The organism is Streptomyces sp. NPDC101225, assembly GCF_044767585.1.
In the GTDB taxonomy this organism is placed as follows: Bacteria; Actinomycetota; Actinomycetes; order Streptomycetales; family Streptomycetaceae; genus Streptomyces.
In genome coordinates, this window is the sequence record NZ_JBIWOE010000007.1 from 228894 (window position 1) to 249970 (window position 21077).

The 21077-nt window shown below is 72.2% G+C and carries 19 protein-coding genes and 2 pseudogenes; 11 read left to right on the forward strand and 10 right to left on the reverse strand.

Annotation, left to right across the window (positions count from 1 at the left end):
- Window positions 1-187: 187 nt before the first annotated feature.
- The 4 genes from ACIRPX_RS13300 to ACIRPX_RS13315 form a co-directional block, all read right to left on the reverse strand.
- Window positions 188-1405: an MFS transporter gene (locus tag ACIRPX_RS13300; RefSeq protein WP_404192638.1), complete on the reverse strand. Its 1218-nt coding sequence runs from the start codon at window positions 1403-1405 to the stop codon at window positions 188-190.
- Between the two features lie 97 nt (window positions 1406-1502).
- The gene (locus ACIRPX_RS13305) at window positions 1503-2552 is read right to left on the reverse strand and encodes an endonuclease/exonuclease/phosphatase family protein (protein ID WP_404192640.1); all 1050 of its coding nucleotides are present in this window, start codon (window positions 2550-2552) and stop codon (window positions 1503-1505) included.
- A gap of 212 nt (window positions 2553-2764) precedes the next feature.
- Window positions 2765-3382 (reverse strand): TetR/AcrR family transcriptional regulator, encoded by a 618-nt coding sequence (locus ACIRPX_RS13310; protein ID WP_404192643.1) that lies wholly within the window; start codon window positions 3380-3382, stop codon window positions 2765-2767.
- Between the two features lie 72 nt (window positions 3383-3454).
- Window positions 3455-5044, reverse strand: coding sequence for an MFS transporter (locus ACIRPX_RS13315; RefSeq protein ID WP_404192646.1), 1590 nt, complete (start codon window positions 5042-5044; stop codon window positions 3455-3457).
- Between the two features lie 197 nt (window positions 5045-5241).
- Here ACIRPX_RS13315 and panB point away from each other — a divergent pair, with 197 nt between their 5' ends.
- The 3 genes from panB (at window position 5242) to ACIRPX_RS13330 (ending at window position 8117) form a co-directional block, all read left to right on the forward strand.
- Window positions 5242-6117, forward strand: coding sequence for a 3-methyl-2-oxobutanoate hydroxymethyltransferase (gene panB / locus ACIRPX_RS13320; protein WP_404192649.1), 876 nt, complete (start codon window positions 5242-5244; stop codon window positions 6115-6117).
- 156 nt (window positions 6118-6273) lie between these two features.
- The gene (locus ACIRPX_RS13325; protein ID WP_404192652.1) at window positions 6274-7299 is read left to right on the forward strand and encodes an ATP-binding cassette domain-containing protein; all 1026 of its coding nucleotides are present in this window, start codon (window positions 6274-6276) and stop codon (window positions 7297-7299) included.
- A complete protein-coding gene (locus tag ACIRPX_RS13330) occupies window positions 7296-8117 on the forward strand; it encodes an ABC transporter permease (RefSeq protein ID WP_404192654.1) in 822 nt (273 codons plus the stop codon). The genes ACIRPX_RS13325 and ACIRPX_RS13330 overlap by 4 nt, the downstream gene beginning before the upstream one ends.
- Before the next feature lie 40 nt (window positions 8118-8157).
- Here ACIRPX_RS13330 and ACIRPX_RS13335 read toward each other — a convergent pair whose 3' ends face one another.
- A complete protein-coding gene (locus ACIRPX_RS13335; protein ID WP_404192657.1) occupies window positions 8158-11460 on the reverse strand; it encodes a BTAD domain-containing putative transcriptional regulator in 3303 nt (1100 codons plus the stop codon).
- 212 nt (window positions 11461-11672) lie between these two features.
- On the opposite strand from ACIRPX_RS13335, the gene ACIRPX_RS13340 reads away from it, so the two are divergent.
- On the forward strand, window positions 11673-12440 hold the full coding sequence (locus ACIRPX_RS13340) for a site-2 protease family protein (RefSeq protein WP_404192660.1): 768 nt from the start codon (window positions 11673-11675) through the stop codon (window positions 12438-12440).
- Here the strand turns inward: ACIRPX_RS13340 and ACIRPX_RS13345 are convergent.
- The 3 genes and pseudogenes from ACIRPX_RS13345 to ACIRPX_RS13355 form a co-directional block, all read right to left on the reverse strand.
- A complete protein-coding gene (locus ACIRPX_RS13345) occupies window positions 12425-12601 on the reverse strand; it encodes a hypothetical protein (protein WP_384248726.1) in 177 nt (58 codons plus the stop codon). The two genes, ACIRPX_RS13340 and ACIRPX_RS13345, sit on opposite strands and share 16 nt — an antisense overlap.
- Before the next feature lie 85 nt (window positions 12602-12686).
- The gene (gene npdG, locus ACIRPX_RS13350) at window positions 12687-13403 is read right to left on the reverse strand and encodes an NADPH-dependent F420 reductase (protein WP_404192663.1); all 717 of its coding nucleotides are present in this window, start codon (window positions 13401-13403) and stop codon (window positions 12687-12689) included.
- Between the two features lie 37 nt (window positions 13404-13440).
- A pseudogene (locus tag ACIRPX_RS13355) lies at window positions 13441-13647 on the reverse strand (hypothetical protein); the annotation flags it as partial.
- A gap of 154 nt (window positions 13648-13801) precedes the next feature.
- Here ACIRPX_RS13355 and ACIRPX_RS13360 point away from each other — a divergent pair.
- Window positions 13802-14404, forward strand: a complete 603-nt coding sequence (locus ACIRPX_RS13360; RefSeq protein WP_404192666.1) for a hypothetical protein — start codon at window positions 13802-13804, stop codon at window positions 14402-14404.
- 67 nt (window positions 14405-14471) lie between these two features.
- On the opposite strand, the gene ACIRPX_RS13365 is transcribed toward ACIRPX_RS13360, so the two are convergent.
- A complete protein-coding gene (locus ACIRPX_RS13365) occupies window positions 14472-14702 on the reverse strand; it encodes a hypothetical protein (RefSeq protein WP_404192668.1) in 231 nt (76 codons plus the stop codon).
- 58 nt (window positions 14703-14760) lie between these two features.
- Here ACIRPX_RS13365 and map point away from each other — a divergent pair, with 58 nt between their 5' ends.
- Together map and ACIRPX_RS13375 are read left to right on the forward strand one after the other, a co-directional pair.
- Window positions 14761-15618, forward strand: a complete 858-nt coding sequence (gene map, locus ACIRPX_RS13370; RefSeq protein ID WP_404192670.1) for a type I methionyl aminopeptidase — start codon at window positions 14761-14763, stop codon at window positions 15616-15618.
- Window positions 15619-15703: 85 nt separating this feature from the next.
- Window positions 15704-15823: pseudogene (locus ACIRPX_RS13375) on the forward strand (biliverdin-producing heme oxygenase); the annotation flags it as partial.
- 48 nt (window positions 15824-15871) lie between these two features.
- Here the strand turns inward: ACIRPX_RS13375 and ACIRPX_RS13380 are convergent.
- Window positions 15872-16528: a PhzF family phenazine biosynthesis protein gene (locus ACIRPX_RS13380; protein WP_404192672.1), complete on the reverse strand. Its 657-nt coding sequence runs from the start codon at window positions 16526-16528 to the stop codon at window positions 15872-15874.
- Window positions 16529-16762: 234 nt separating this feature from the next.
- Between ACIRPX_RS13380 and efeO the strand changes: the two genes are divergently transcribed.
- Genes efeO through ACIRPX_RS13400 form a run of 4 tightly spaced genes read left to right on the forward strand, consistent with a single transcriptional unit; the run spans window position 16763 to window position 21044 of the window.
- Window positions 16763-17902, forward strand: a complete 1140-nt coding sequence (gene efeO, locus ACIRPX_RS13385; protein ID WP_404192675.1) for an iron uptake system protein EfeO — start codon at window positions 16763-16765, stop codon at window positions 17900-17902.
- Between the two features lie 12 nt (window positions 17903-17914).
- Window positions 17915-19207 (forward strand): iron uptake transporter deferrochelatase/peroxidase subunit, encoded by a 1293-nt coding sequence (gene efeB, locus ACIRPX_RS13390; RefSeq protein ID WP_404192678.1) that lies wholly within the window; start codon window positions 17915-17917, stop codon window positions 19205-19207.
- A gap of 3 nt (window positions 19208-19210) precedes the next feature.
- Window positions 19211-20083 (forward strand): iron uptake transporter permease EfeU, encoded by an 873-nt coding sequence (efeU, locus tag ACIRPX_RS13395; RefSeq protein WP_404192681.1) that lies wholly within the window; start codon window positions 19211-19213, stop codon window positions 20081-20083.
- Window positions 20043-21044: a hypothetical protein gene (locus ACIRPX_RS13400; protein WP_404192683.1), complete on the forward strand. Its 1002-nt coding sequence runs from the start codon at window positions 20043-20045 to the stop codon at window positions 21042-21044. Before efeU ends, ACIRPX_RS13400 begins: the two co-directional genes overlap by 41 nt.
- The last annotated feature ends 33 nt before the right edge of the window (window positions 21045-21077 follow it).

Sequence of the window (21077 nt, forward strand, 5' to 3'; positions counted from 1 at the left end):
GGCGCGCCGGGGGGGGGGGGGGGGCGGGGGGGGCGGGGGGGGGGCGCGCCCCCCCCCCCCCCCCCCCGGGCGGGGGGGGGGGGGGGGGCCCCCCCCCCCCCCCCCACCCCCGTCGGCGCGAAGGGCGCCTCGTCCTCGCACGCCGGACGGACCGCGATGGCCCGGCCCGGCGCGCGGGCCGTGCGCGTCAGCGGTACGACGCCTCCGCTTGCGGCACGTGCGAAGCCACCACGCGCTCGCGTCCGAGCCGCGGCACCGCACGCCTCCGGTCCACCGCATACGCGACCCCGGCGACCCCCAGCCCCAGCACGGCCAGCGCCGCGCCCGTCAGCGCCGGGGACGTGACGCCGAGGCCGGCCGCCAGGGCCAGGCCGCCGATCCAGGCGCCGCCGGCGTTGGCCAGGTTGAAGGCGGCCTGGTTGGCGGAGGACGCCAGGGACGGGGCCGCCGCGGCCTTCTCCATGACCATCAGCTGGAGGGGCGAGCCGGTGACGAAGGCGGCCGCGCCCAGCAGGACGACCGCCAGGGCGGCGGTCCACCGCGCCGACATCAGCAGCGGGAACAGGGCGAGTACGGCGGCCAGGGCGAGCAGGCCGCCGAAGAGCGTGCCGCGCAGGGAGTGGTCGGCGAGGCGGCCGCCCGCCAGATTGCCGACCGTCGCGCCGACGCCGAACAGGGCGAGCAGCAGCGTCACGCTGGTCTCCGCGTAGCCGGCGGCGTCCGTGAGCATCGGCGTGATGTAGCTGTAGGCGGCGAACAGCGCGCCGAACCCGGCGACCGTGGTGCCCAGGGCCAGCCAGACGGGCAGGGAGCGCAGCGCGGCCAGCTCACCGCGCAGGCCCGCGACGGGGGCGTGCGGGTGGTCGTGCGGGATCAGCAGCGCGAGGGCGGCGATGGCCGCGAGACCGATCGCGCCGACACCGAGGAAGGTGGCCCGCCAGCCCAGGTGCTGGCCGATGAGCGTGGCCACGGGGACGCCGGCGATGTTGGCGACGGTGAGCCCGAGGAACATCAGCGACACGGAGCGTGCCTTGCGCTCCGGCGCCACCATGGCCGTCGCGACGACGGCGCCCACGCCGAAGAAGGCGCCGTGCGGCAGCCCGCTCAGGAAGCGGGCGGCCAGGAGCGAGTCGGGGCCGGGGGCGAAGGCGGACAGGGTGTTGCCCACCACGAACAGCGCCATCAGGCCGATGAGGACGCGGCGGCGGGACATCCGGGCGGTCACCGCGGCCAGCAGCGGGGCGCCGATGACGACGCCCAGCGCGTACGCCGAGACCAGGTGTCCCGCGGCGGGGATCGAGATGTGCAGGTCGTCCGCGACGTCGGGCAGCAGTCCCATCATCACGAACTCGGTCGTGCCGATACCGAAGGCGCCGACGGCCAGAGCGAGCAGGGCCAGAGGCATGGAGGAGCCTGTTCCTTTCGAGGAGCAGAGGTGCGGGTGTTCCGCCGTCTAAGTTCAGTTGCGGAACAAACTCTGCCAGGCTCAGCATTCCCAGCGGTTACGAGCTGGTGTCCAGGTTCACACGAGCCGCGATCGGAAGGTGGTCGCTCCCGGTCGCGGGCAGCGTCCACGAGCTCACCGGCTCGACGCCCTGGACCAGGATCTGGTCGATCCGCGCCATCGGGAACGAGGCCGGCCAGCTGAAGCCGAAGCCGCTGCCCGCCGCGCCCTGCGTGGAACGCATCTGCGCGGTCACGCCGTTGAGGGAGCGGTCGTTCATGGTGCCGTTGAGGTCGCCGAGCAGCACCTTGCGCTTCAGCGGCTCGGCCGCGATGGCCTCGCCCAGCGCGTCGGCACTCGTGTCACGCTGACGGGCGGTGAACCCGGCCTCCAACTTGACCCGGACGGAGGGGAGATGGGCGACGTAGAAGGCGACCTGTCCCTCGGGGGTGGCGACCGTGGCACGCATGGCCCGGGTCCAGCCCAGCTGGATGTCGACGGCCTTGACGCCGGTCATCGGGTACTTGCTCCACAGCCCGACGGTGCCCTGCACCGAGTGGTACTTGTACGTCGGGGCCAGCGCCCGCTCGTAGACCGGGACCACCGACGCCTTCAGCTCCTCCAGGGCCACCACGTCCGCCCCGGAGGCGGCCACGTCGCGGGCCGTGCCCGAGGGGTCGGGGTTGTCGGCGTTGACGTTGTGCGTGGCGACGGTGAGGTCACCGCCGCCGCCGGTCTTGTCGGTGAGCAGGCTGCCGAAGAGGTTCAGCCACACGGCCACCGGCACCACCAGCGCGATCAGCGCGGTGGCCGACCTGCGCACCAGCGCGATCAGCAGCAGGACCGGGACCAGCAGGCCGAGCCAGGGCAGGAAGGTCTCGGTGAGACTGCCCAGGTTCCCGATCCGGTTGGGGATCCGCGCATGAAGGAGCATCACGAGCGCGAGGAGCACGGCGACCGCGGCCGTCACGATGCCGCGGCGCCAGATTCTCGGATCGCCCCGCCAGCCGGAGAGCAGGCGGTTCAGCAGGCGGCGGAAGCGGTCCCCCCGGCGCTCGGGCCCCGAGCCGCCGTTGTCGGTCTCCGTCATGTACGCCTGCTGCGCCATACCGCGTCGCCTCACTGCCTGCCATGCCCACCGTCCGTCCCCCGTGTCCACGACCCTAGGGGATGTTCGGCCCCGATCTCGCCGTCCCGTGACGGCCGTACGGGCAGTGGGACGAAGAAGTCGGGGCGGTGAGTTCCGCATACGCGGACGCAAAGCGTGCTCTGTGACCGAACGCGCACATACCGGCCGGCCGGGACCCGTCGCGCCGGTCGCTAGTGCTGGGGCCGGAGCCCTTCGAGCAGGGTGTCGACGATCTGCTCGGAAAGTCCCTCGGGCAGGTCCGCGTCCGGGCGCATGACGCTGCGCAGCAGCATCGGGCCGACGACCATGTCGTTGAGCAACTCGACGTCGACGTCGGCCCGGATCTCCCCGTCGGCCTGCCCGCGCCGCAGCACCTCGACCTGGAGCCGGCGGCGCGGTTCGACGACGGCGGCCTGGTACGCCCGCCAGATCCGCGGGCTGCTCTTCATCTGGGCGAAGACGTTGTGCAGCAGCGCCGACGACCGGGTCATCACCCCGCGCCGGCGCAGCTGTTCCAGCATCGCCACCAGGTCGTCGCGCATCGTGGTGCCGGGCAGTTCGGGGTCGGGCGGCTCGGCGGCGCGGATGACGTCGACGAACAGCTCCTCCTTGCCGTTCCACCGGCGGTAGATGGTGGCCTTGCCGACGCCCGCGGTGCGGGCGATGCGCTCGATGGAGAGCTCGGCCAGCGGCACGCCGTCCTCCAGGAGCTTCATCACGCCTTCGACGATGGCGCGCTCGACGGCCTCGCTGCGGGGGCGGCCCCTGGTGGGCACCCCGGGATCGGCCTGACTGTCGGCGAGGCTCACGTCACTGCGTCCCTTCGGTCTGCTGGTCCGATTCTCCCGTGTGCACGGCACCTCCGAGCAGCCCGGAAGCGGTCATTCCGCCGCTGCCACCAACTCCTGTCGCTCCTCGCCCTGCTGAGGGGCGGCCGGCTTGCCGGGCAGGAAGAGGAAGGCCACGAGCGCGCCCAGCAGCGCGACGCCCGCGCCGCACAGGGCGGTGACGTGCATGGCGTGCAGGAAGGCGTCGTTGGCCGGGGTGATGAGGCCGTTGCCCCGCGGGCCGAGTTTCGCGGCGACGCCGAGCGTGGCCTCGATGGACTCCCCGGCGGTCTCCCTGAGCCCCTTCGGGAGCAGGCCCAGCTTGTCCTCGATGCCGGTGCGGTACGCCGTGGACAGCACCGAGCCCAGCACGGCGATGCCGAGCGCGCCGCCGACCTGGCGGAAGGTGTTGCTCAGCGCGGAGGCGGAGCCGGCCTTCTCGCGCGGCAGCGCCTGCATGATGACCACGCTGGTCGGGGTCATGACGTGGGCCATGCCGGCACCCATGAGGAAGAAGACGACTTCCAGGACCCAGATCGGGGTGTCCGCCTCGAAGCCCGCGAAGGCGGCGAGCATGCCGGCGAGCAGCAGCAGACCGCCCCCGGTGGTGGCCTTGTTGCCGAACCGGTCGACGACCAGCCGGGCCCGCGGCGCGAAGATCATCTGTGCGGCGGCCAGCGGCAGCATCAGCAGACCGGACTGCAGCGGCGAGTAGCCGCGCACGCTCTGGGTGTAGAAGACGGAGAAGAAGGTCACGCCCATCAGTGCGAAGAAGACCAGCGCTATGGCGGCCATGGCGGCCGAGAACACCTTGTTCTTGAAGTACGTGACGTCCAGGGACGGGTGGTTGCTGCGCTTCTCGAAGACCACGAACAGGGCGAGCACCAGGACGCCGGCGCCGATGGTCGACAGCACGGTCGCGTCCGTGAAGTCCGCGAGCTGACCGCCCTTGATGATGCCGTAGACGAGCAGGACGAGGCCGACGACGGACAGGACCACGCCGATCGGGTCGACCCGGCCGGGCCTGGGGTCGCGGGAGTCCGGCACCAGCCAGATCATCAGCGCGAGCGCGAGGAGCACGATCGGCACGTTGATCAGGAAGACGGAGCCCCACCAGAAGTGGTCGAGGAGCAGGCCGCCGGTGATCGGGCCGATGGCGATCGCGAGGCCGACACCGCCGGCCCAGATGCCGATGGCCTTGGGCTGCTCGTCGCGCTCGAAGACGTTCATGAGGACGGCGAGGGTGGCCGGCATGACGAAGGCGGCACCGAGCGCCATCAGCGCGCGGAAGGCGATGAGCTGGCCCGGCGAGCCGGACTCGGCGGCCAGCGCGGAGCCGACGCCGAACACGAGGAGGCCGCCGAGCAGCACCTTCTTGCGGCCCACCCGGTCGCCGATGAGGCCCGAGGTGAACAGCAGGCCCGCGAAGACGAGCGTATAGGCGTTGATCGCCCACTCCAGCTGGCTCTGCGTGGCACCGAGGCCGGTCGGAGCCGGGGTGGAGATGGTCTTGATCGCGACGTTCAGGATCGAGTTGTCGAGCACCACGATGAGCAGGCTCAGCATCAGCACGCCGAGGATCGCCCAGCGACGCCGGTGCACCTCTTCGGGGATCCGGCCGGCGGTGGCAGGTGGAGTGGTCATGGGCACCAGCCTAGATAATTAGAATACGAGACCGTACCGTATCGAAATTATTTTACTCAGCCCTTGCACGGGCCCGTGCGTCGTGCGCCGTACGCGTGACGTAGGTCCTCTTGGCTCGGGTCGGCACGAGGTGCCACCATGGACGTGATCCGGGGACGCCGTCAGGGCGCCTCGAGATGACTGAAGGAGCCGTAGTCATGACGCAGCTCTCGGCTGCCCAGCCTGCGCAGAACAAGCCCTCCGACGGCAGCAAGGCGCTGTACGGGGGCAAGAGCACGCGCCGCATCACCGTGCGCGACATCGCCCTCGCCAAGGAGCGCGGCGAGAAGTGGCCCATGCTCACCGCCTACGACGCGATGACCGCGTCCGTCTTCGACGAGGCCGGCATCCCGGTGCTCCTGGTGGGCGACTCGGCGGGCAACTGCCACCTCGGGTACGAGACGACCGTGCCCGTCACCATGGACCAGATGACCATGCTGTCGGCCGCGGTGGTGCGCGGCACGCAGCGCGCCCTGATCGTCGGCGACCTGCCGTTCGGCTCCTACCAGGAGGGCCCGGTGCAGGCGCTGCGCTCGGCGACCCGGCTGGTCAAGGAGGCCGGGGTCGGCGCGGTCAAGCTGGAGGGCGGCGAGCGCTCGCACGAGCAGATCCGCCTCCTCGTCGAGTCCGGCATCCCGGTCATGGCCCACATCGGGCTGACCCCGCAGTCCGTCAACGCCATGGGCTACCGCGTCCAGGGCCGCGGCGAGGAGGCCGCCCAGCAGCTGCTGCGCGACGCGAAGGCCGTGCAGGACGCGGGCGCGTTCGCGGTCGTGCTGGAGCTGGTCCCGGCGGAGCTGGCGGCCGAGGTGACACGGGTGCTGCACATCCCGACGGTCGGCATCGGCGCCGGCCCCGAGACCGACGCACAGGTCCTCGTGTGGACCGACATGCTCGGCCTGACCCCGGGGCGGGTGCCGAAGTTCGTCAAGAAGTACGCGGACCTGCGTGAGGTCATGGGCCAGGCGGTGAAGGCGTACGCCGAGGACGTCGTCGGCAGGACCTTCCCGGCCGAGGAGAACTCCGTCCACTGAGCCACTGCGGCACCAAGGCAGCCCGCCGATCGTCCCCCGTCGGCGGGCTGCCTCCATGTCCGCAGGGTGTGTCCGTCGGCGGGCTGTCGGCGCGCGCCGGATGCGTGTCGGTGGCCTGTCGGTCGTTTGTCGGTGGGGCCTGGCACCGTTCTGGTCATGACGCGAATCGACAACAACGCCAGTGGCGGCGGCATGGCCGTCACCGTGCGGGGGATGGTCAAGCACTACGGCGAGACCAAGGCGCTGGACGGCGTCGACCTGGACGTGCGCGAGGGCACCGTGATGGGTGTGCTCGGGCCGAACGGGGCCGGCAAGACCACCCTCGTGCGGATTCTGTCCACCCTGCTGAGCCCGACCTCGGGCGAGGCCACGGTCGCCGGGTACGACGTCCTGCGCCAGCCGCGGCAGCTGCGCCGGGTGATAGGACTCACCGGGCAGTACGCCTCGGTGGACGAGAAGCTCCCGGGCTGGGAGAACCTCTACATGATCGGGCGGCTGCTCGACCTGCCGCGCAAGGACGCCCGCACCCGTGCCGACGAGCTGCTGGAGCGCTTCTCGCTCACGGACGCCGCCAAGCGGCCCGCGAGCACCTACTCGGGCGGTATGCGGCGCCGGCTCGACCTCGCCGCCTCGATGATCGGGCGCCCCGAGGTGCTGTTCCTCGACGAGCCCACCACCGGGCTCGACCCGCGCACCCGCAACGAGGTGTGGGACGAGGTCAAGACCATGGTCGGCGAGGGCGTGACCGTCCTGCTGACCACCCAGTACATGGAGGAGGCCGAGCAGCTCGCCTCCGAACTGACCGTCGTGGACCGCGGGAAGGTCATCGCGGGCGGCGCCATCGACGCGCTGAAGGCCAAGGTGGGCGGACGCACGCTGCGGGTGCGGCCCGCCGACCCGCTGCAGCTGGAGCCGCTCGCCGGCGCCCTCGACCAGCTCGGCATCACCGGCCTCGCCACCACGACCGTCGACGCCGACAGCGGCACCGTGCTGGTCCCGGTCCTCAGCGACGAGCAGCTGACCGCCGTGGTCGGCGTGGTCATGGCGCGCGGCATCACGCTCAGCTCCATCACCACCGAACTGCCCAGCCTGGACGAGGTGTTCCTGTCCCTCACCGGCCACCGCGCCAGTGCCCCGCAGGACGCCGTTCCCACCGAGACCCGCGAGGAGGTCGCCGTATGAGTTCCGCAACCGCCACCGCCCCGGCCGCCGTTGCCGACGCCCGTATCTCCCTGCGCGGCCACCTGCGCCACACCGGCGCCCTGGTCCGCCGCAACCTGCTGTGGATCAAGCAGGACCCCGAGTCGATGTTCGACGCCCTGCTGATGCCGGTCGTCTTCACCCTGCTGTTCGTGTACGTCTTCGGCGGCTCGATCGGGCAGGCTCTGGGCGGCGGTCAGGACGGCTACGTCCAGTACGTCATCCCGGGCATGATCGCGATGATGAGCATGACGCTGTCCCAGGGCGTCGGCACCGGCTTCAGCCAGGACTTCAACTCCGGCGTCATGGACCGCTTCCGGTCGCTGCCGATCGGCCGCGGCTCGGTGCTCTTCGCGAAGATCTCGGTCGAGCTGGTGCGGATGCTGTTCGCCACCACCGTACTGATGATCGTGGCCGTGCTGGTCGGGTTCGACATCGACCACTGGAGCGGTCTGTTCGCGGCCGTGGGCCTGTCCGCGGTGTTCGCCTCCTCGATCATGTGGGTGTTCCTGACCCTGGGCGTGGTCCTGAAGAACGCGCAATCCGTGCAGGCGATGGGCTTTTTGGTGCTGTTCCCGCTGCAGTTCGGCTCGTCGATCTTCGCGCCGACGAATTCGATGCCGGGCTGGCTGCAGACCTTCACCGACTACAACCCGCTGTCCACGCTCGCCGACGCGGCGCGCGGGCTGATGGTGGGCGGCCCGGTGGCGCACGACCTGTGGGTGACGCTGGGCTGGTCGGTGGCGATCACCGCGGTGGCCGCGCCGTACGCCATCCACAAGTTCCGCACCAAGAACTGACGTTCACCCTCCCGCCACGGACCGGGACGGGGACCGGGGCTCAGACCAGGGCGGTGGCCTCCTCCGTGGAGAGGCCGCCGCCCTCCGCGTAGGCGGCCGCGTACGCCGCCTCGTCCAGGGCGGCGCGGGTGGCCGCCTCGGCCCTTTCGCGTGCCTCGCGCTCCAGGTACGAGGGGACGTGGCCGGGCGGCAGGAACCGCGCCGCGGCGCCGAGGCAGCGGGCGGCGTCGGGGGCGCGGCCGCCGCCGTCCAGACCGGCGAGGGCGATCGCCGCGATCGTCAGGTAGGTGGAGCGCATGGACGGGGCGATCGCCTCGGAGAGCGGGTCGCCGGCCCGCGCCAGGGCCTGGCGGACCTTGTCCAGGGCTTCCTCGTGGCGGCCGTCGGCGCCGTCCAGCCAGGCCTCGGTGCCGAGGATGAACGCGTCGAAGACGACGAAGTGCGCGATCTTGAACTGCTCGCGCAGCAGCCGGAGTTGCTCGCGCGCCTGCGGGATCCGGCCGGTCATGCCGTAGCGGCCGGCCAGGAACAGCCGGGCGGCGGGCATCGCCTCGTTGCCCGCGCCTTCCTGCCGGGCGATCACGTCGAGCAGCAGCAGCTCGCCGCGCTCGGTCTCGCCCGCCTCCAGCAGCGCGGCACCGAGCCGGGCGGTGAGCACGGCGACCTGGGCGCGGGCGCCGAGGCGCTCGGCGTGCTCGATCGCGGACCCGTAGTCGGCGGCGGCCGCCTGCCACCGGCCCCGCTTCTCGTTCGCCTCGCCGCGCGCCGAGAGCGCCTCGGCCGTGCCCCACAGGTCGCCGAGCCGGCGGTAGATCTCCAGCGCCTCGTCGGCGTCACGGATCGCGTCCCCGGCCCAGTCGCTGCGGTTGGCGAGCAGGTTGGCCCGCATGTGCAGAGCGGCGGCGAGCTCCCACTCGTACCCGGGCGTGGCCCGGCAGGTGCGGACGGTGGCCTCGATCAGCTCGCGCAGCCTCGTCATGTCACCGGTGAGCATGACGGCGAAGATCCAGAGGGAGCCGGGGCTGCGGCAGGTCTGCGGCAGCCCCGGGGTGTAGGTCTCGGAGATGATGCGCAGCTTCGTCTGCGCCTGCGGGGTCTGCCAGACGTCCAGCTCGGTGTCCATGCAGGCGAGATGGACGAGGTGCAGGCCGCGCCGGGCCTCGACGAGCAGCTCGCCGCTCCACGGCGGCGGGGTGTCCGTGCAGCGCTCCCACACGGCGACGGCGGGGCGGACGGGCTCGGTGAAGGGGTCGGGGCCGAGGGCCTGGACCTCACGGGACCAGTTGCGGGCCTCGATCCGCAGGTCGCGCATCTGCCAGTACCAGCCCAGCGACAGCACCAGGCAGATCGCCTCCTGCTCGTCGCCCCCGGCGACGGCGTGGCGCAGCGCGGTGCGCAGGTTCTCGTACTCGCGCTCCAGCAGGCCGATGGCCCCGCGCTGGCCGGGACCGCGCAGCAACGGGTCGGTGCGGCGGGCGAGTTCGCGGTAGTACGTGCGGTGGGCGAATGCGGCCTCGGCCTGTCCGCCCGCCTGTGCCAGGCGCTCGGCCGCGTACTCGCCGACGGTCTCCAGGAGCCGGTAGCGCATCGCTCCGTCGCCCGAAGGGGCGGCCACGACGAGGGACTTGTCGACCAGTGAGCCCAGGGCCTCCAGTGCCGCGGGTCCGCACACGGCCTCGGCGGCGGCGAGGTCGCAGCCGCCGGCGAACACCGACAAGCGGCGCAGCACCTCCCGCTCGTCCTCGTCGAGCAGGTCCCAGGACCAGTCGACGACCGCGCGCAGGGTCTGCTGGCGGGGCAGGACCGTACGGCTGCCGGAGGTGAGGAGGCGGAAGCGGTCGTCGAGCCGGTCGGCGATCTGACGGGGCGTGAGCAGCCGCAGCCGGGCGGCCGCCAGCTCGATGGCGAGCGGCAGGCCGTCCAGGCGGCGGCAGATCTCGGCGCACGCCTCGGGGTCCTCCTCGACGGCGAAGCCCGGCCGGGCGGCGGCGGCGCGGTCGGCGAGCAGGCGCAGCGCCACCGGTTCCGGCAGCGGTTCCACGGGGCGCAGCAACTCCCCCGGCACGCCGAGGGGTTCACGGCTCGTGGCGAGCACCGTCACCCCGGGGCAGCGCTCCAGCAACGCCTCCACCAGCCGGGCGGCGGCGTCGACGACGTGCTCGCAGTTGTCCAGGACGATCAGCATGCGGCGCCTGCCGCAGTGCTCGGCGAGCCGTTCCAGGGGGTCGTCGTGCCGGTCGCTGCCGGCGGCCCGCATCGCCTCGGCCCCGGCGCCGTACAGCACGGTCTCGCGGGCGCCCAGGGCGGTGAGGACGGCCTCCGGTACGGCCTCGGGGTCGTCGACGGGGGCGAGTTCGGCCAGCCACGCGCCCTCCCGGGCCGCCTCGGACACGGTCTCGGCGGCCTCCTGCGACAGCCGCGTCTTGCCGGCGCCGCCGGGCCCGAGCAGCGTCACCAGCCGGGCCGCCGCGAGGTCGCCCCTGATGGCATCGATGTCGGCCTCCCGGCCGACGAAGGAGGTCAGACGGGCACGGAGGTTGCCGGCGCGCGCGGCCTCCACCGGGGTGGCCGCGGCAGCCGGCCGCCGCTCACCGCGCACGGGCGGGGCCGTGGCGCTCACACCCAGCAACTCACCGTGCAGGGCGGCCAGTTCCGGCCCGGGGTCGGAGCCGAGCCGGTCCGCCAGCAGCCGCCGTACGTCCTCGAAGGCGGCCAGTGCCTGAGCCGTGCGGCCCGCGTCCCGCAGCGCGCGCAGCCGCAGCGCCTGGAGGGGCTCGTCGAGGGGGTGGGTGTCGCACAGGGCGGTGAGCTCCGGCAGGGACTGCTCGCCGTGGCCCAGGGCGAGGGCGGCGGCGTGGCGGGCCCGCAGCGCGTCGAGACGGCGGGTGTCCCAGCGTGCCGCCTCGGCCGTGCGGTCGGGCAGGTCGGCGAGCGCGGGGCCGTGCCACAGGTTGAGGGCGTCGTCGAGGACGACGGCGGCCTTGGCGGGGTCGCCGTCGGCGAGCGCGCGGATACCCTCGCCGGTCAGCCGCTCGAAGCGATGCAGGTCGACGTCGTCGGGCCGGGCCGCGAGCCGGTAGCCGCCCTCGTCGGAGGCGACGGCGTCCGCGCCGACGGCCCTGCGCAGCCGTCCGACCAGCGCCTGCAGCGCGCCGGGCGCGTCGGCGGGCGGGTCGCCGTCCCAGACCTCGTCGAGCAGCAGGCCGACCGGCACGGTGCGGCCGGCCCGCAGGGCGAGCACGGTCAGCAGAGCACGCAGCCGCGCCCCGCCGACCTGGACGGGTGTGCCGTCGGGGCGGAGCGCCTGGGTGGTGCCGAGGATGCGGTAGCGCACGGGGTCCATTGTCTCCGTAGACGTCGGGGCCGGTCACGGGGTTCGGGCGGGCGGTGCGGCGGCGCGGCCCGCGACGCGCGGTGCCCGCCCCGCGGAGCGGACGCGGAGACCCCGGCTGCCCACCCTTCCACGGAACCACCGCACCCCCGCGAGACGTTCTCCCCCTGCGCCCGGTACCGTCGGGCCGTCCCACCGCGGGAAAGTATCGTCCAGGGAGCCGCATGACCACCGCCACCACCAGCCGCAGCGACCGGAGGGTCAGTCCCGTCTTCCTGGGGATCGTGGCCGTCATGGCGGTGACGGGATGGGCCACCTGGACCGGGTTCGCCGAGCAGCCGGGCCTGGCCGTCTTCCTGTTCGTGACGACGGCCTGGGTCGTCTCGCTGTGCCTGCACGAGTACGCGCACGCGCGCACCGCCCTGCACAGCGGTGACATCACGGTCGGCGCGAAGGGCTATCTGAGCCTCAATCCTCTTGCCTATACCCATGCCGTACTGAGCATCGTGCTCCCCGTGATCTTCGTCATCATGGGCGGCATCGGCCTGCCCGGCGGTGCCGTCTTCATCGAGCGGGGCCGGATCCGGGGGCGCTGGCGGCACAGCCTCGTCTCCGCCGCGGGCCCGCTGACGAACGTGCTGTTCGCGGCCGTGTGCACCGCGCCGTTCTGGCTGCACGCCCTGGACGGTGTGCCGAGCGACTTCCGCTACGCCCTCGCCTTCCTCGCCCTGCTCCAGGTCACCGCGGCGATCCTGAACTTCCTGCCGGTGCCGGGCCTGGACGGCTACGGCATCCTGGAGCCCTGGCTGTCCCCCGGCGTCAAGCGCCAGGTGGAGCCGTTCGCGCCGTTCGGGCTGCTGTTCGTGTTCGCGCTGCTGTGGGTGCCGTCGATCAACGCGGTGTTCTTCGACCTCGTCGACGCGATCCTGCGCGGGCTCGGCGTCGCCGGCTGGGACACCTCCAGCGGCTACAGCCTCTACCGCTTCTGGTAGGCGCCGCGGGACCGCCTGACGTAGTACAGGCACATGTTGCTGGACAGTCCCGCCAGCAGGATCCACACGATCCCCAGCCAGCTGCCCTGCGCGAAGGAGACCACGGCCGCGGCCACGGCGAGGACGAAGACGATCAAGGCATAGACGCCAAGGCGGGGCATGTCGTTCGGCTCCTGTCGGCGGGCTCGGGAGAACACCGCGCCTGTTCGGGGGGACACTGCTACGGCTCCAGTGTCCCCCACGCGCTCACACGTCCGTCACACGGAGTCCGGCGTGCGCCTTGTAGCGGCGGTTCACGGAGATCAGGTTCGCGACCAGCGACTCGACCTGGTGGGCGTTGCGCAGCCGGCCGGCGAAGACGCCGCGCATGCCCGGGATGCGGCCGGCGAGCGCCTGCACGATCTCGACGTCGTCGCGCACCTCGCCGAGCACCATCACATCGGTGTCGATCTCGGCGATCTCCGGGTCCTGGAGCAGCACGGCCGACAGGTGGTGGAAGGCGGCCGTGACCCGCGAGTCGGGCAGCAGGGCGGCGGCCTGCTCGGCGGCGCTGCCCTCCTCCGGCTTGATCGCGTACGCGCCCTTCTTGTCGAAGCCGAGCGGGTTGACGCAGTCGACGACCAGCTTGCCGGCCAGCTCCTCGCGCAGCGCCTCGAGCGTCTTGCCGTGGCCGTCCCACGGCACGGCCACGATCACGACGTCGCTGCGGCGCGCGCACTCGGCGTTGTCGGCACCCTCGACACCGTGCCCGAGCTCCTCGGCCGCGGCCTGCGCGCGCTCGGCGGCCCGCGAGCCGATGATCACCTTCTGCCCCGCCCTGGCCAGCCGGTAGGCCAGTCCCTTGCCCTGCGGCCCGGTCCCGCCGAGGACGCCGACGACGAGTCCGGAGACGTCGGGGAGGTCCCAGGGGTCCTTGGCGGGGGCCTTCGCAGGGGTCTGTGCAGCACTGTCGGTAGAGGTCATGGGCCGACTGTACGTCCGGCCCGGGCGGCCCCGCCGGTCAGAGCCCGTTCGCCGGCTCCCGGGTGAGGCGCGTCACGGGCAGCCGCCGCAGGACGATCCGCTCGTACGCCCCGAAGTCCCCCGTCTCGTGGAGGAGTCCGACGGTGGAGGCGTCGATCCGTACGAGGTCGGAGTAGGCGGCGGGCAGTCCGTCGACGGTGCACACCGGGCCCCTGGTGCGGCCGCCGTCGGTCGAGCGCCGGAGCACGATGTCGATGTGGCCGTGGTCGCTCGCGGAGTCCACCCGGCCCGCGCGGAAGGGGACGGTGGCTTCGGTCATGCGCCCGCTGTCCCCCGGGCAGGCGAATTGAGGGTGAACTCCCGGTCACGGGTGCGCGATGGGTGCAGGATCGGTGCGCATGGATGCCGTACGGGTCGCGCTGCTGCGCGAGGTCCTTGCCGGAACCGAGTGGCTGGGCGCCACCCGGCGCTTCGCCGGGGCGCTGCGCGGCTCGGTGGTGTCGCACGGCGGGGGGCTGCTCCTGGTCGGCACCCAGGAGTACGAGCCCTGGCACCTCGCCGCCCACCTGGTGGACGAGGCCGCCTGGTCGGGAACCCCGGAGCTGACCCCGACCCTGGTGCGGCACGAGGCGCGTCCCACCGACCCCGCGCACCTGGCGGTCGGCCTGGGCCGGCTGGCCGCGGCCCGGCGCGGCGAGACCCTGCTCGTGGTCTCCCCGGGCGGGCCGGACGCCCTCCTCCTGGAGCGGGTCCACGACGCCCGCCGGGCCGGCACGACGGTCCTCGCCCTGGGCCCCGACGAGAACGACCTCACCGCGATGGCGCACGAGTGCCTGGCGGTCCCCTCCCCCTCCGAACTCGACCTCGACACCGTCCAGCATCTGGTCGGCGCCGCGGCCGGCGAGAACGCCCTGCCGTCCCCGCGAGGCCGGCGCCGCCTGCGGGACCGGCTGGCCCGCCTGGCGGACCATCTGACGGCGCCGCCGCCGGCCGGCTGGTAGAAGAACACCCGCCGAGCACCCGCCCTCCCCGGCGCCTGCCGTCCGCGCGCCCTGGCGGGAACCTCGATCAGTCGTCGTCGGGGCGCCCGGCCGGGGCGTCGTTCCACCTCGGGTCGTTGTCCCACTGGAGGTTGCGCTCCCGGGCCGTCTCCATCGCGTGCTCGGCCTCCTGCCGGGAGGCGTAGGGCCCGAACCGGTCCTTGGCGGGGCACTCCGGCCCCTCCTCGACCTTCTTGTGCTTCAGGCAGTAGAACCATTCGCCCGGCCTGCCGACCGTGCGCTTCTTGAACAACGCCATGACCTGCTCCTCTCGCCAAGCACATGTTCCCCCACAGCGGCTCGTTAGACTCGCTGGCATGTCTGGCCAGTCGCTGCTCGTACCAGGGGACCTGTCCCCCACCCGTTCCGTGCCCGGAAACATCCGCCGCCCCGAGTACGTCGGAAAGCCCGCGCCGACCCCGTACACCGGGCCGGAGGTGCAGACGCCCGAGACGATCGAGGCGATGCGGATCGCGGGCCGGATCGCCGCGCGGGCGATGGAGGAGGCCGCCAAGCTGATCGCGCCGGGCGTCACCACCGACGAGCTGGACGAGGTCGCCCACACGTACATGTGCGACCACGGCGCCTACCCCTCCACGCTGGGCTACCGCGGCTTCCCCAAGTCCCTGTGCACCTCGGTCAACGAGGTGATCTGCCACGGCATCCCGGACTCGACGGTGCTGCGCGACGGCGACATCGTGAATCTCGACGTGACGGCGTACATCGGCGGCGTCCACGGCGACAACAACGCGACGTACCTGGTCGGGGACGTCGACGAGGAGAGCCGCCTGCTGGTGGAGCGCACCCGCGAGTCCCTGAACCGCGCGATCAAGGCGGTCAGGCCGGGCCGCCAGATCAACATCATCGGCCGCGTGATCGAGTCGTACGCCAAGCGCTTCGGCTACGGCGTGGTCCGCGACTTCACCGGCCACGGCATCAACACGTCGTTCCACTCGGGCCTGATCGTCCCGCACTACGACAGCCCGCACGCGACGACGCTCATCCGGCCCGGGATGACCTTCACGATCGAGCCGATGCTGACGCTGGGGACGCACGAGTACGACATGTGGGACGACGGGTGGACGGTCGTCACCAAGGACCGCCGGCGGACGGCCCAGTTCGAGCACACGCTGGCGGTCACGGAGACGGGCGCGGAGATCCTCACCCTCCCGTAGTCGCGCACGCCGGGAACCCGCCCCGCCCGGGGGCGGGACCTTACCGGCGAGAGGCCGGGAGCCCACCGAACGAGTCTTCGGGCAGATCCCCCATCCCGCCGCCTTCGAGCGGAGTTGCCGCGCGCTCCTGGACTCCCTCCACGCGGACGACCGGGACAGGCGGCGCATCGTGACGGAGTGCGGGCGGGCCTTCGCTTTGAACACCGAGGTCTTCCGGGTTCTGGGCGAGGAGTTCCGGCTCGGCGCGCAGCCGTCACCGCTCGGGCTGGCGCTCCAGATACACCCGGCCGCCGATCTCGACCCAGCCGTACGGCTGCGGGGCGGTCAGGATCTGCGAGCCCGCGCCCTGCGTGATGTTGAGCGCCCTGCCCAGCCGATCGGTCAGCAGCAGCGCGGCCGCGCCGGTCGCCTCGTCCTCGTCGATGCCGTCGTCGCGCCCGGGGAAGCCCCGTGCCCGCACCCGCCCCGCGGGCTCGTCCTCCCAGGCCCAGGCGTAGACCCACTCGCCTTTCGGCGGCACCGGCAGTTCGTCGACCTCGGCGGCGGTGGCGTACTGGCGCAATGTCCGCGGCGGCGCCCACTCCGCGCGGGCCTCGATCCAGCAGAACTCCCCGTCCTGCCGGGCCCCGACGACCCCGGCGGGCGTCACCAGCTCGGGCACGTCGAGCAGCCAGGCCGCGCCCACACAGGGGTGCCCGGCGAAGGGCAGCCGCAGCGTGGGCGTGTAGATGTCGACGACACCGCGCTCCGGGTCGTCGACGAACACGGTCTCGCTGAACCCCAGCTTCGCGGCGAAGGCCTGACGTTCGGTCCGCCCGGGCATGACGGAACCCTCACGGACGACGCCGAGTTCGTTGCCGTAGCCGCCGTTCGGAGCACAGAAGACGCGCAGCACGTCGTAATCGGTCACCCGGGCATTGAAGCACTGAGCGGGCCATGAGGACGACCCGCCCTTGAACTTTTCTTGACCTTTTCTTGGGGTGTGTTTTAGGCCAGCGTGATCGGGCCGTGCCCATACAGCGTCCATGAGAGCTGAATCACCGCATGGGTGGGTATCACGCAGGCAAGCCTTAGATAAGTTAGGCGAGCCTCACCATCCTTCGTGAGCCCGCACCCCGATTTTTCGCCAGCCTCAGGAGCCTGCATGCGAGCCGCCAGACTCTCCGTCGTCACCGCCGTCACCGCCGTGACGGCCCTGACCGCCGTCACGGGATGCACCGAGAAGAGCAAGGCCGACGGGGATGCCGCGATCAAGGTGACGGCAGCGGACTCCACCTGCGACACCTCCATGAAGTCGGTGCCGGCCGGCCAGGTCACGCTGAGCATCGAGAACAAGGGCTCCAAGGCGACCGAGGTCGAGATCCTCTTCCCGGACGACCGGATCGTGTCGGAGAAGGAGAACATCGGACCGGGCACCAAGTACACGCTGACCGCCGAGGTGAAGGCGGGCTCCTACGAGATCGCCTGCCGGCCCGGCATGAAGGGCCGCGGCGTCCGCCAGAAGCTCACCGTCACCGGCTCCGGCTCCACCGCCGAGCGCGACCCGCGGCTGGACAAGGCCGTCGCCGCCTACCGGGCGTACGCGCAGGAGCAGGCCGACGCGACCATCCCGAAGGTGGAGACCTTCGCCGAGGCGATCAAGGCCGGTGACCTCAAGGCCGCCCAGGACGCCTACGCCCCCTCCCGCGTCGGCTGGGAGCGCACGGAGCCGATCGCCGAGTCCTTCGGCACCATCGACCCCAAGACCGACACCCGCGCCGACGGCCTGGAGAAGGGCCAGAAGTGGACCGGCTGGCACGCGCTGGAGAAGGCGCTGTGGCAGGACAGGAAGATCGGCGGCGCGCAGAAGACGCTCGCCGACCAGCTGGTCACCGACCTCAAGAACTGGCAGCAGCGGGTCGGCAAGGCCGAGATCACCCCGACCTCCATGGCCAACGGCGCCAAGGAGCTGCTCGACGAGGTCGCCACCGGCAAGGTCACCGGCGAGGAGGACCGCTACTCGCACACCGACCTGAGCGACTTCAAGGCCAACGTCGAGGGCGCGCAGCAGGCGTACGAGCTGCTCAAGCCCGTCGCGCGGACCAACGACAAGGCGCTGACCACCGAACTCGACAAGCAGTTCGCCTCGCTGGACAAGACGCTCGACACGTACCGCACCGACGCGACCTCGGACGGCTACGTCTCGTACGACAAGGTCACCGAGGAACAGCGCAAGGAGCTCTCGGACGCGGTGAACGCGCTCGCCGAGCCGCTCTCCCAGCTCGCCGCCGCCGTCGCGAAGTAGGGACGGACCGATATGACGGACACTCAGGAAGCCACCACCGCCGACGCCGGCCCCAAGCCGTCACGGCGTTCGCTGATCGGATGGGGCGGGGCCGGGCTCGCGCTCGGTGCCGCCGCGGCCGGCGGCGGGGTCGCGATGAGCCGGGCCGGCAACGACGTGGACCCGGCCGCCGCCGAGACGGGCGCCGCGGTCGCCTTCCACGGCGCCCACCAGGCCGGCATCGCCACACCGGTGCAGGACAGGCTGCACTTCGCCGCGTTCGACGTGCAGACCGAGGACCGCGCCGAGTTCGTGCGGATGCTGAAGGACTGGACGGAGGCCGCGCGCCGGATGAGCGCCGGGAAGGCGGTCGGCGACGGCGCGTACGGCGGACTCGCCGAGGCACCCCCGGACGACACCGGCGAGGCGCTGGGCCTGAAGCCCTCGCGGCTGACGCTGACGATCGGCTTCGGCCCGTCGCTGTTCGCCACGTACGGGGAGCGGTTCGGGATCAAGGACAAGCGGCCCGAGGCCCTGGTGGACCTGCCGCGGTTCGCCGGCGACAACCTGGACCGGACCCGCACCGGCGGCGACCTGTGCATCCAGGCCTGCGCGGACGACCCGCAGGTGGCGGTGCACGCGATCCGCAACCTGGCCCGCATCGGCATGGGCAAGGTCAACATCCGCTGGTCGCAGCTCGGTTTCGGCAAGACCTCGTCCACCACCCCGGGCGCGCAGACCCCGCGCAACCTGATGGGCTTCAAGGACGGCACCCGCAACATCGCGGGCACCGAGACCGACCGGCTGAAGAAGTTCGTGTGGGTCGGCGAGCAGGACGTCGACGGCGCATCGGCCTGGATGACCGGCGGCTCGTATCTGGTCGCCCGGCGGATCCGGATGCACATCGAGACCTGGGACCGCACCTCGCTGCAGGAGCAGGAGGACGTCTTCGGCCGCGACAAGGGCGAGGGCGCCCCCGTCGGCAAGGCCAAGGAGCACGACAAGCCGTTCCTCAAGGCGATGAAGCCCGACGCGCACGTCCGGCTGGCGCACCCCGACTCCAACGACGGGATCACCATCCTGCGCCGGGGCTACTCGTTCACCGACGGCACCGACGGCCTGGGCCGGCTGGACGCCGGTCTGTTCTTCCTCGCCTACCAGCGCGACGTCCGCAAGGGGTTCATCCCGCTGCAGCGCCGGCTGTCGGCGCACGACGCGCTCAACGAGTACATCCAGCACGTGGGTTCGGCGGTCTTCGCGGTCCCGCCCGGCGTCCGCGACCAGGACGACTGGTGGGGCAGCACGCTGTTCTCCGAGGAGGCGTAGCCCGTGTTCTCCAACTACCTGATCGGTCTGCGCGAGGGCCTGGAAGCCAGCCTCGTCGTCTGCATCCTGATCGCCTATCTGGTCAAGACGGGCCGCAGGGACGCCATCCGGCCCATCTGGATCGGCATCACCGTCGCCGTGCTGATCGCGATGGGCTTCGGCTGCGCCCTCGAATTCGGCTCCCAGGAGCTGACGTTCCAGGCGCAGGAGGCCCTCGGCGGCTCCCTGTCGATCATCGCCGTCGGCCTGGTGACATGGATGGTCTTCTGGATGCGGCGCACCGCCCGGCACCTGAAGTCCGAACTGCACGGCAAGCTGGACGCCGCCCTCGCGATGGGCACCGGCGCCCTGGTCGCCACCGCCTTCCTCGCGGTGGGCCGGGAGGGCCTGGAGACCGCCCTGTTCGTGTGGGCGTCGGTGCACGCGGCCAGCGACGGCACGCCGCGCCCGCTGATCGGCGTGGCCCTCGGCCTCGCGACCGCGGTCCTCCTGGGCTGGCTGTTCTACCGCGGCGCCCTGCGGATCAACCTGGCGAAGTTCTTCACCTGGACCGGCGGCATGCTGGTCGTGGTCGCGGCGGGCGTGCTGGCGTACGGCTTCCACGACCTCCAGGAGGCCGACTGGATCCCCGGTCTGACGCACCTGGCCTTCGACATCAGCGGCACCGTCCCGCCGGACAGCTGGTACGGCACGCTCCTGAAGGGCGTGTTCAACTTCCAGCCCGACCCGACCGTTCTCCAGGTCACGGTGTGGCTGCTGTACCTGGTCCCGACACTCGCGGTGTTCTTCGCCCCGGTAGGGTTCGCCTCCGGGAAGGGGAAGGTGAAGGCACCTGATGAGCAGGGATCGCGGCCCTCGAAGGCCCCGCAGGCTTGACCGGACTGCGCTGGTCGCGGCCTCGGTGACCGCTTTGTCGATGACGGCGAGCGGCTGCGTGGTGGTCCACGGGGAGCGCGAGGTGCTCCCCTCCTCCACCCGTGCCGAGGCCGCCGAGGCCCTGAAGCAGTTCACCACGGCGTACAACAAGGCCGACAAGGCGTACGACACCTCGCTGGACGCCGGCCATGTCACCGGCGCTCTCGGGGACATCGACGCGGCCCGGCTGAAGGCCGGCCATGCGATCAGCCCGGGCGGCAATCGCTCGCACACGCCGCTGAAGCTGACCGACGTGACGTACACGATCCCCAAGAAGGCGGGCTGGCCGCGCTGGTTCGTGGCGGAGGCGAAGGGCAACAAGGGCGGCGCCCTGCGCTGGGTGCTGGTGTTCACCCGGGACGGCCTGGGCAGGACGTGGCGGGTGGCGTACCTGACGCTCGTCTCCCCCGGCACCCTGCCGAAGGTGCGCAAGGACGCGGACGGCTGGGCCGAGGCGGTGCCCGCGAACTCCACCGAACTCGCCGTCGCGCCGCAGGACGTGAGCCGGAGCTACGCGACGTACCTGAGGAAGGGCGGCAAGACCTTCGCGGCCGGCCCGTACACCGACGGCTGGCGCGCGCAGCGCGCGAAGGACGGCAAGCGGCCCGGCCTGGTCACGCAGTACATCGACGAACCGCTGACCAGCGGCGACTACGCGCCGCTGGCGCTGCGCACCGCGGACGGCGGGGCGCTGGTCTTCTTCACCACCCGCCGCTACCAGAAGCAGACGGCGGCCGCGGGCACCGAGATCCCCGCTCCGAACGCGAGCGTGAAGGCCCTGACGACCGGGGAGATCAAGCAGTCGCTGACGATGGAGTTCGTCTCGAACGGCATCGCACTGGATCCGAGACAGGGTGCGGGCGGCGGACAGGTGACGGTCCTGTCCCGGCTGGAGGGACTGACCTCGGCCCAGGGGTCGTAGCGAGCCGGTTTCCGGGTGCCGTGGTGAGCCGGT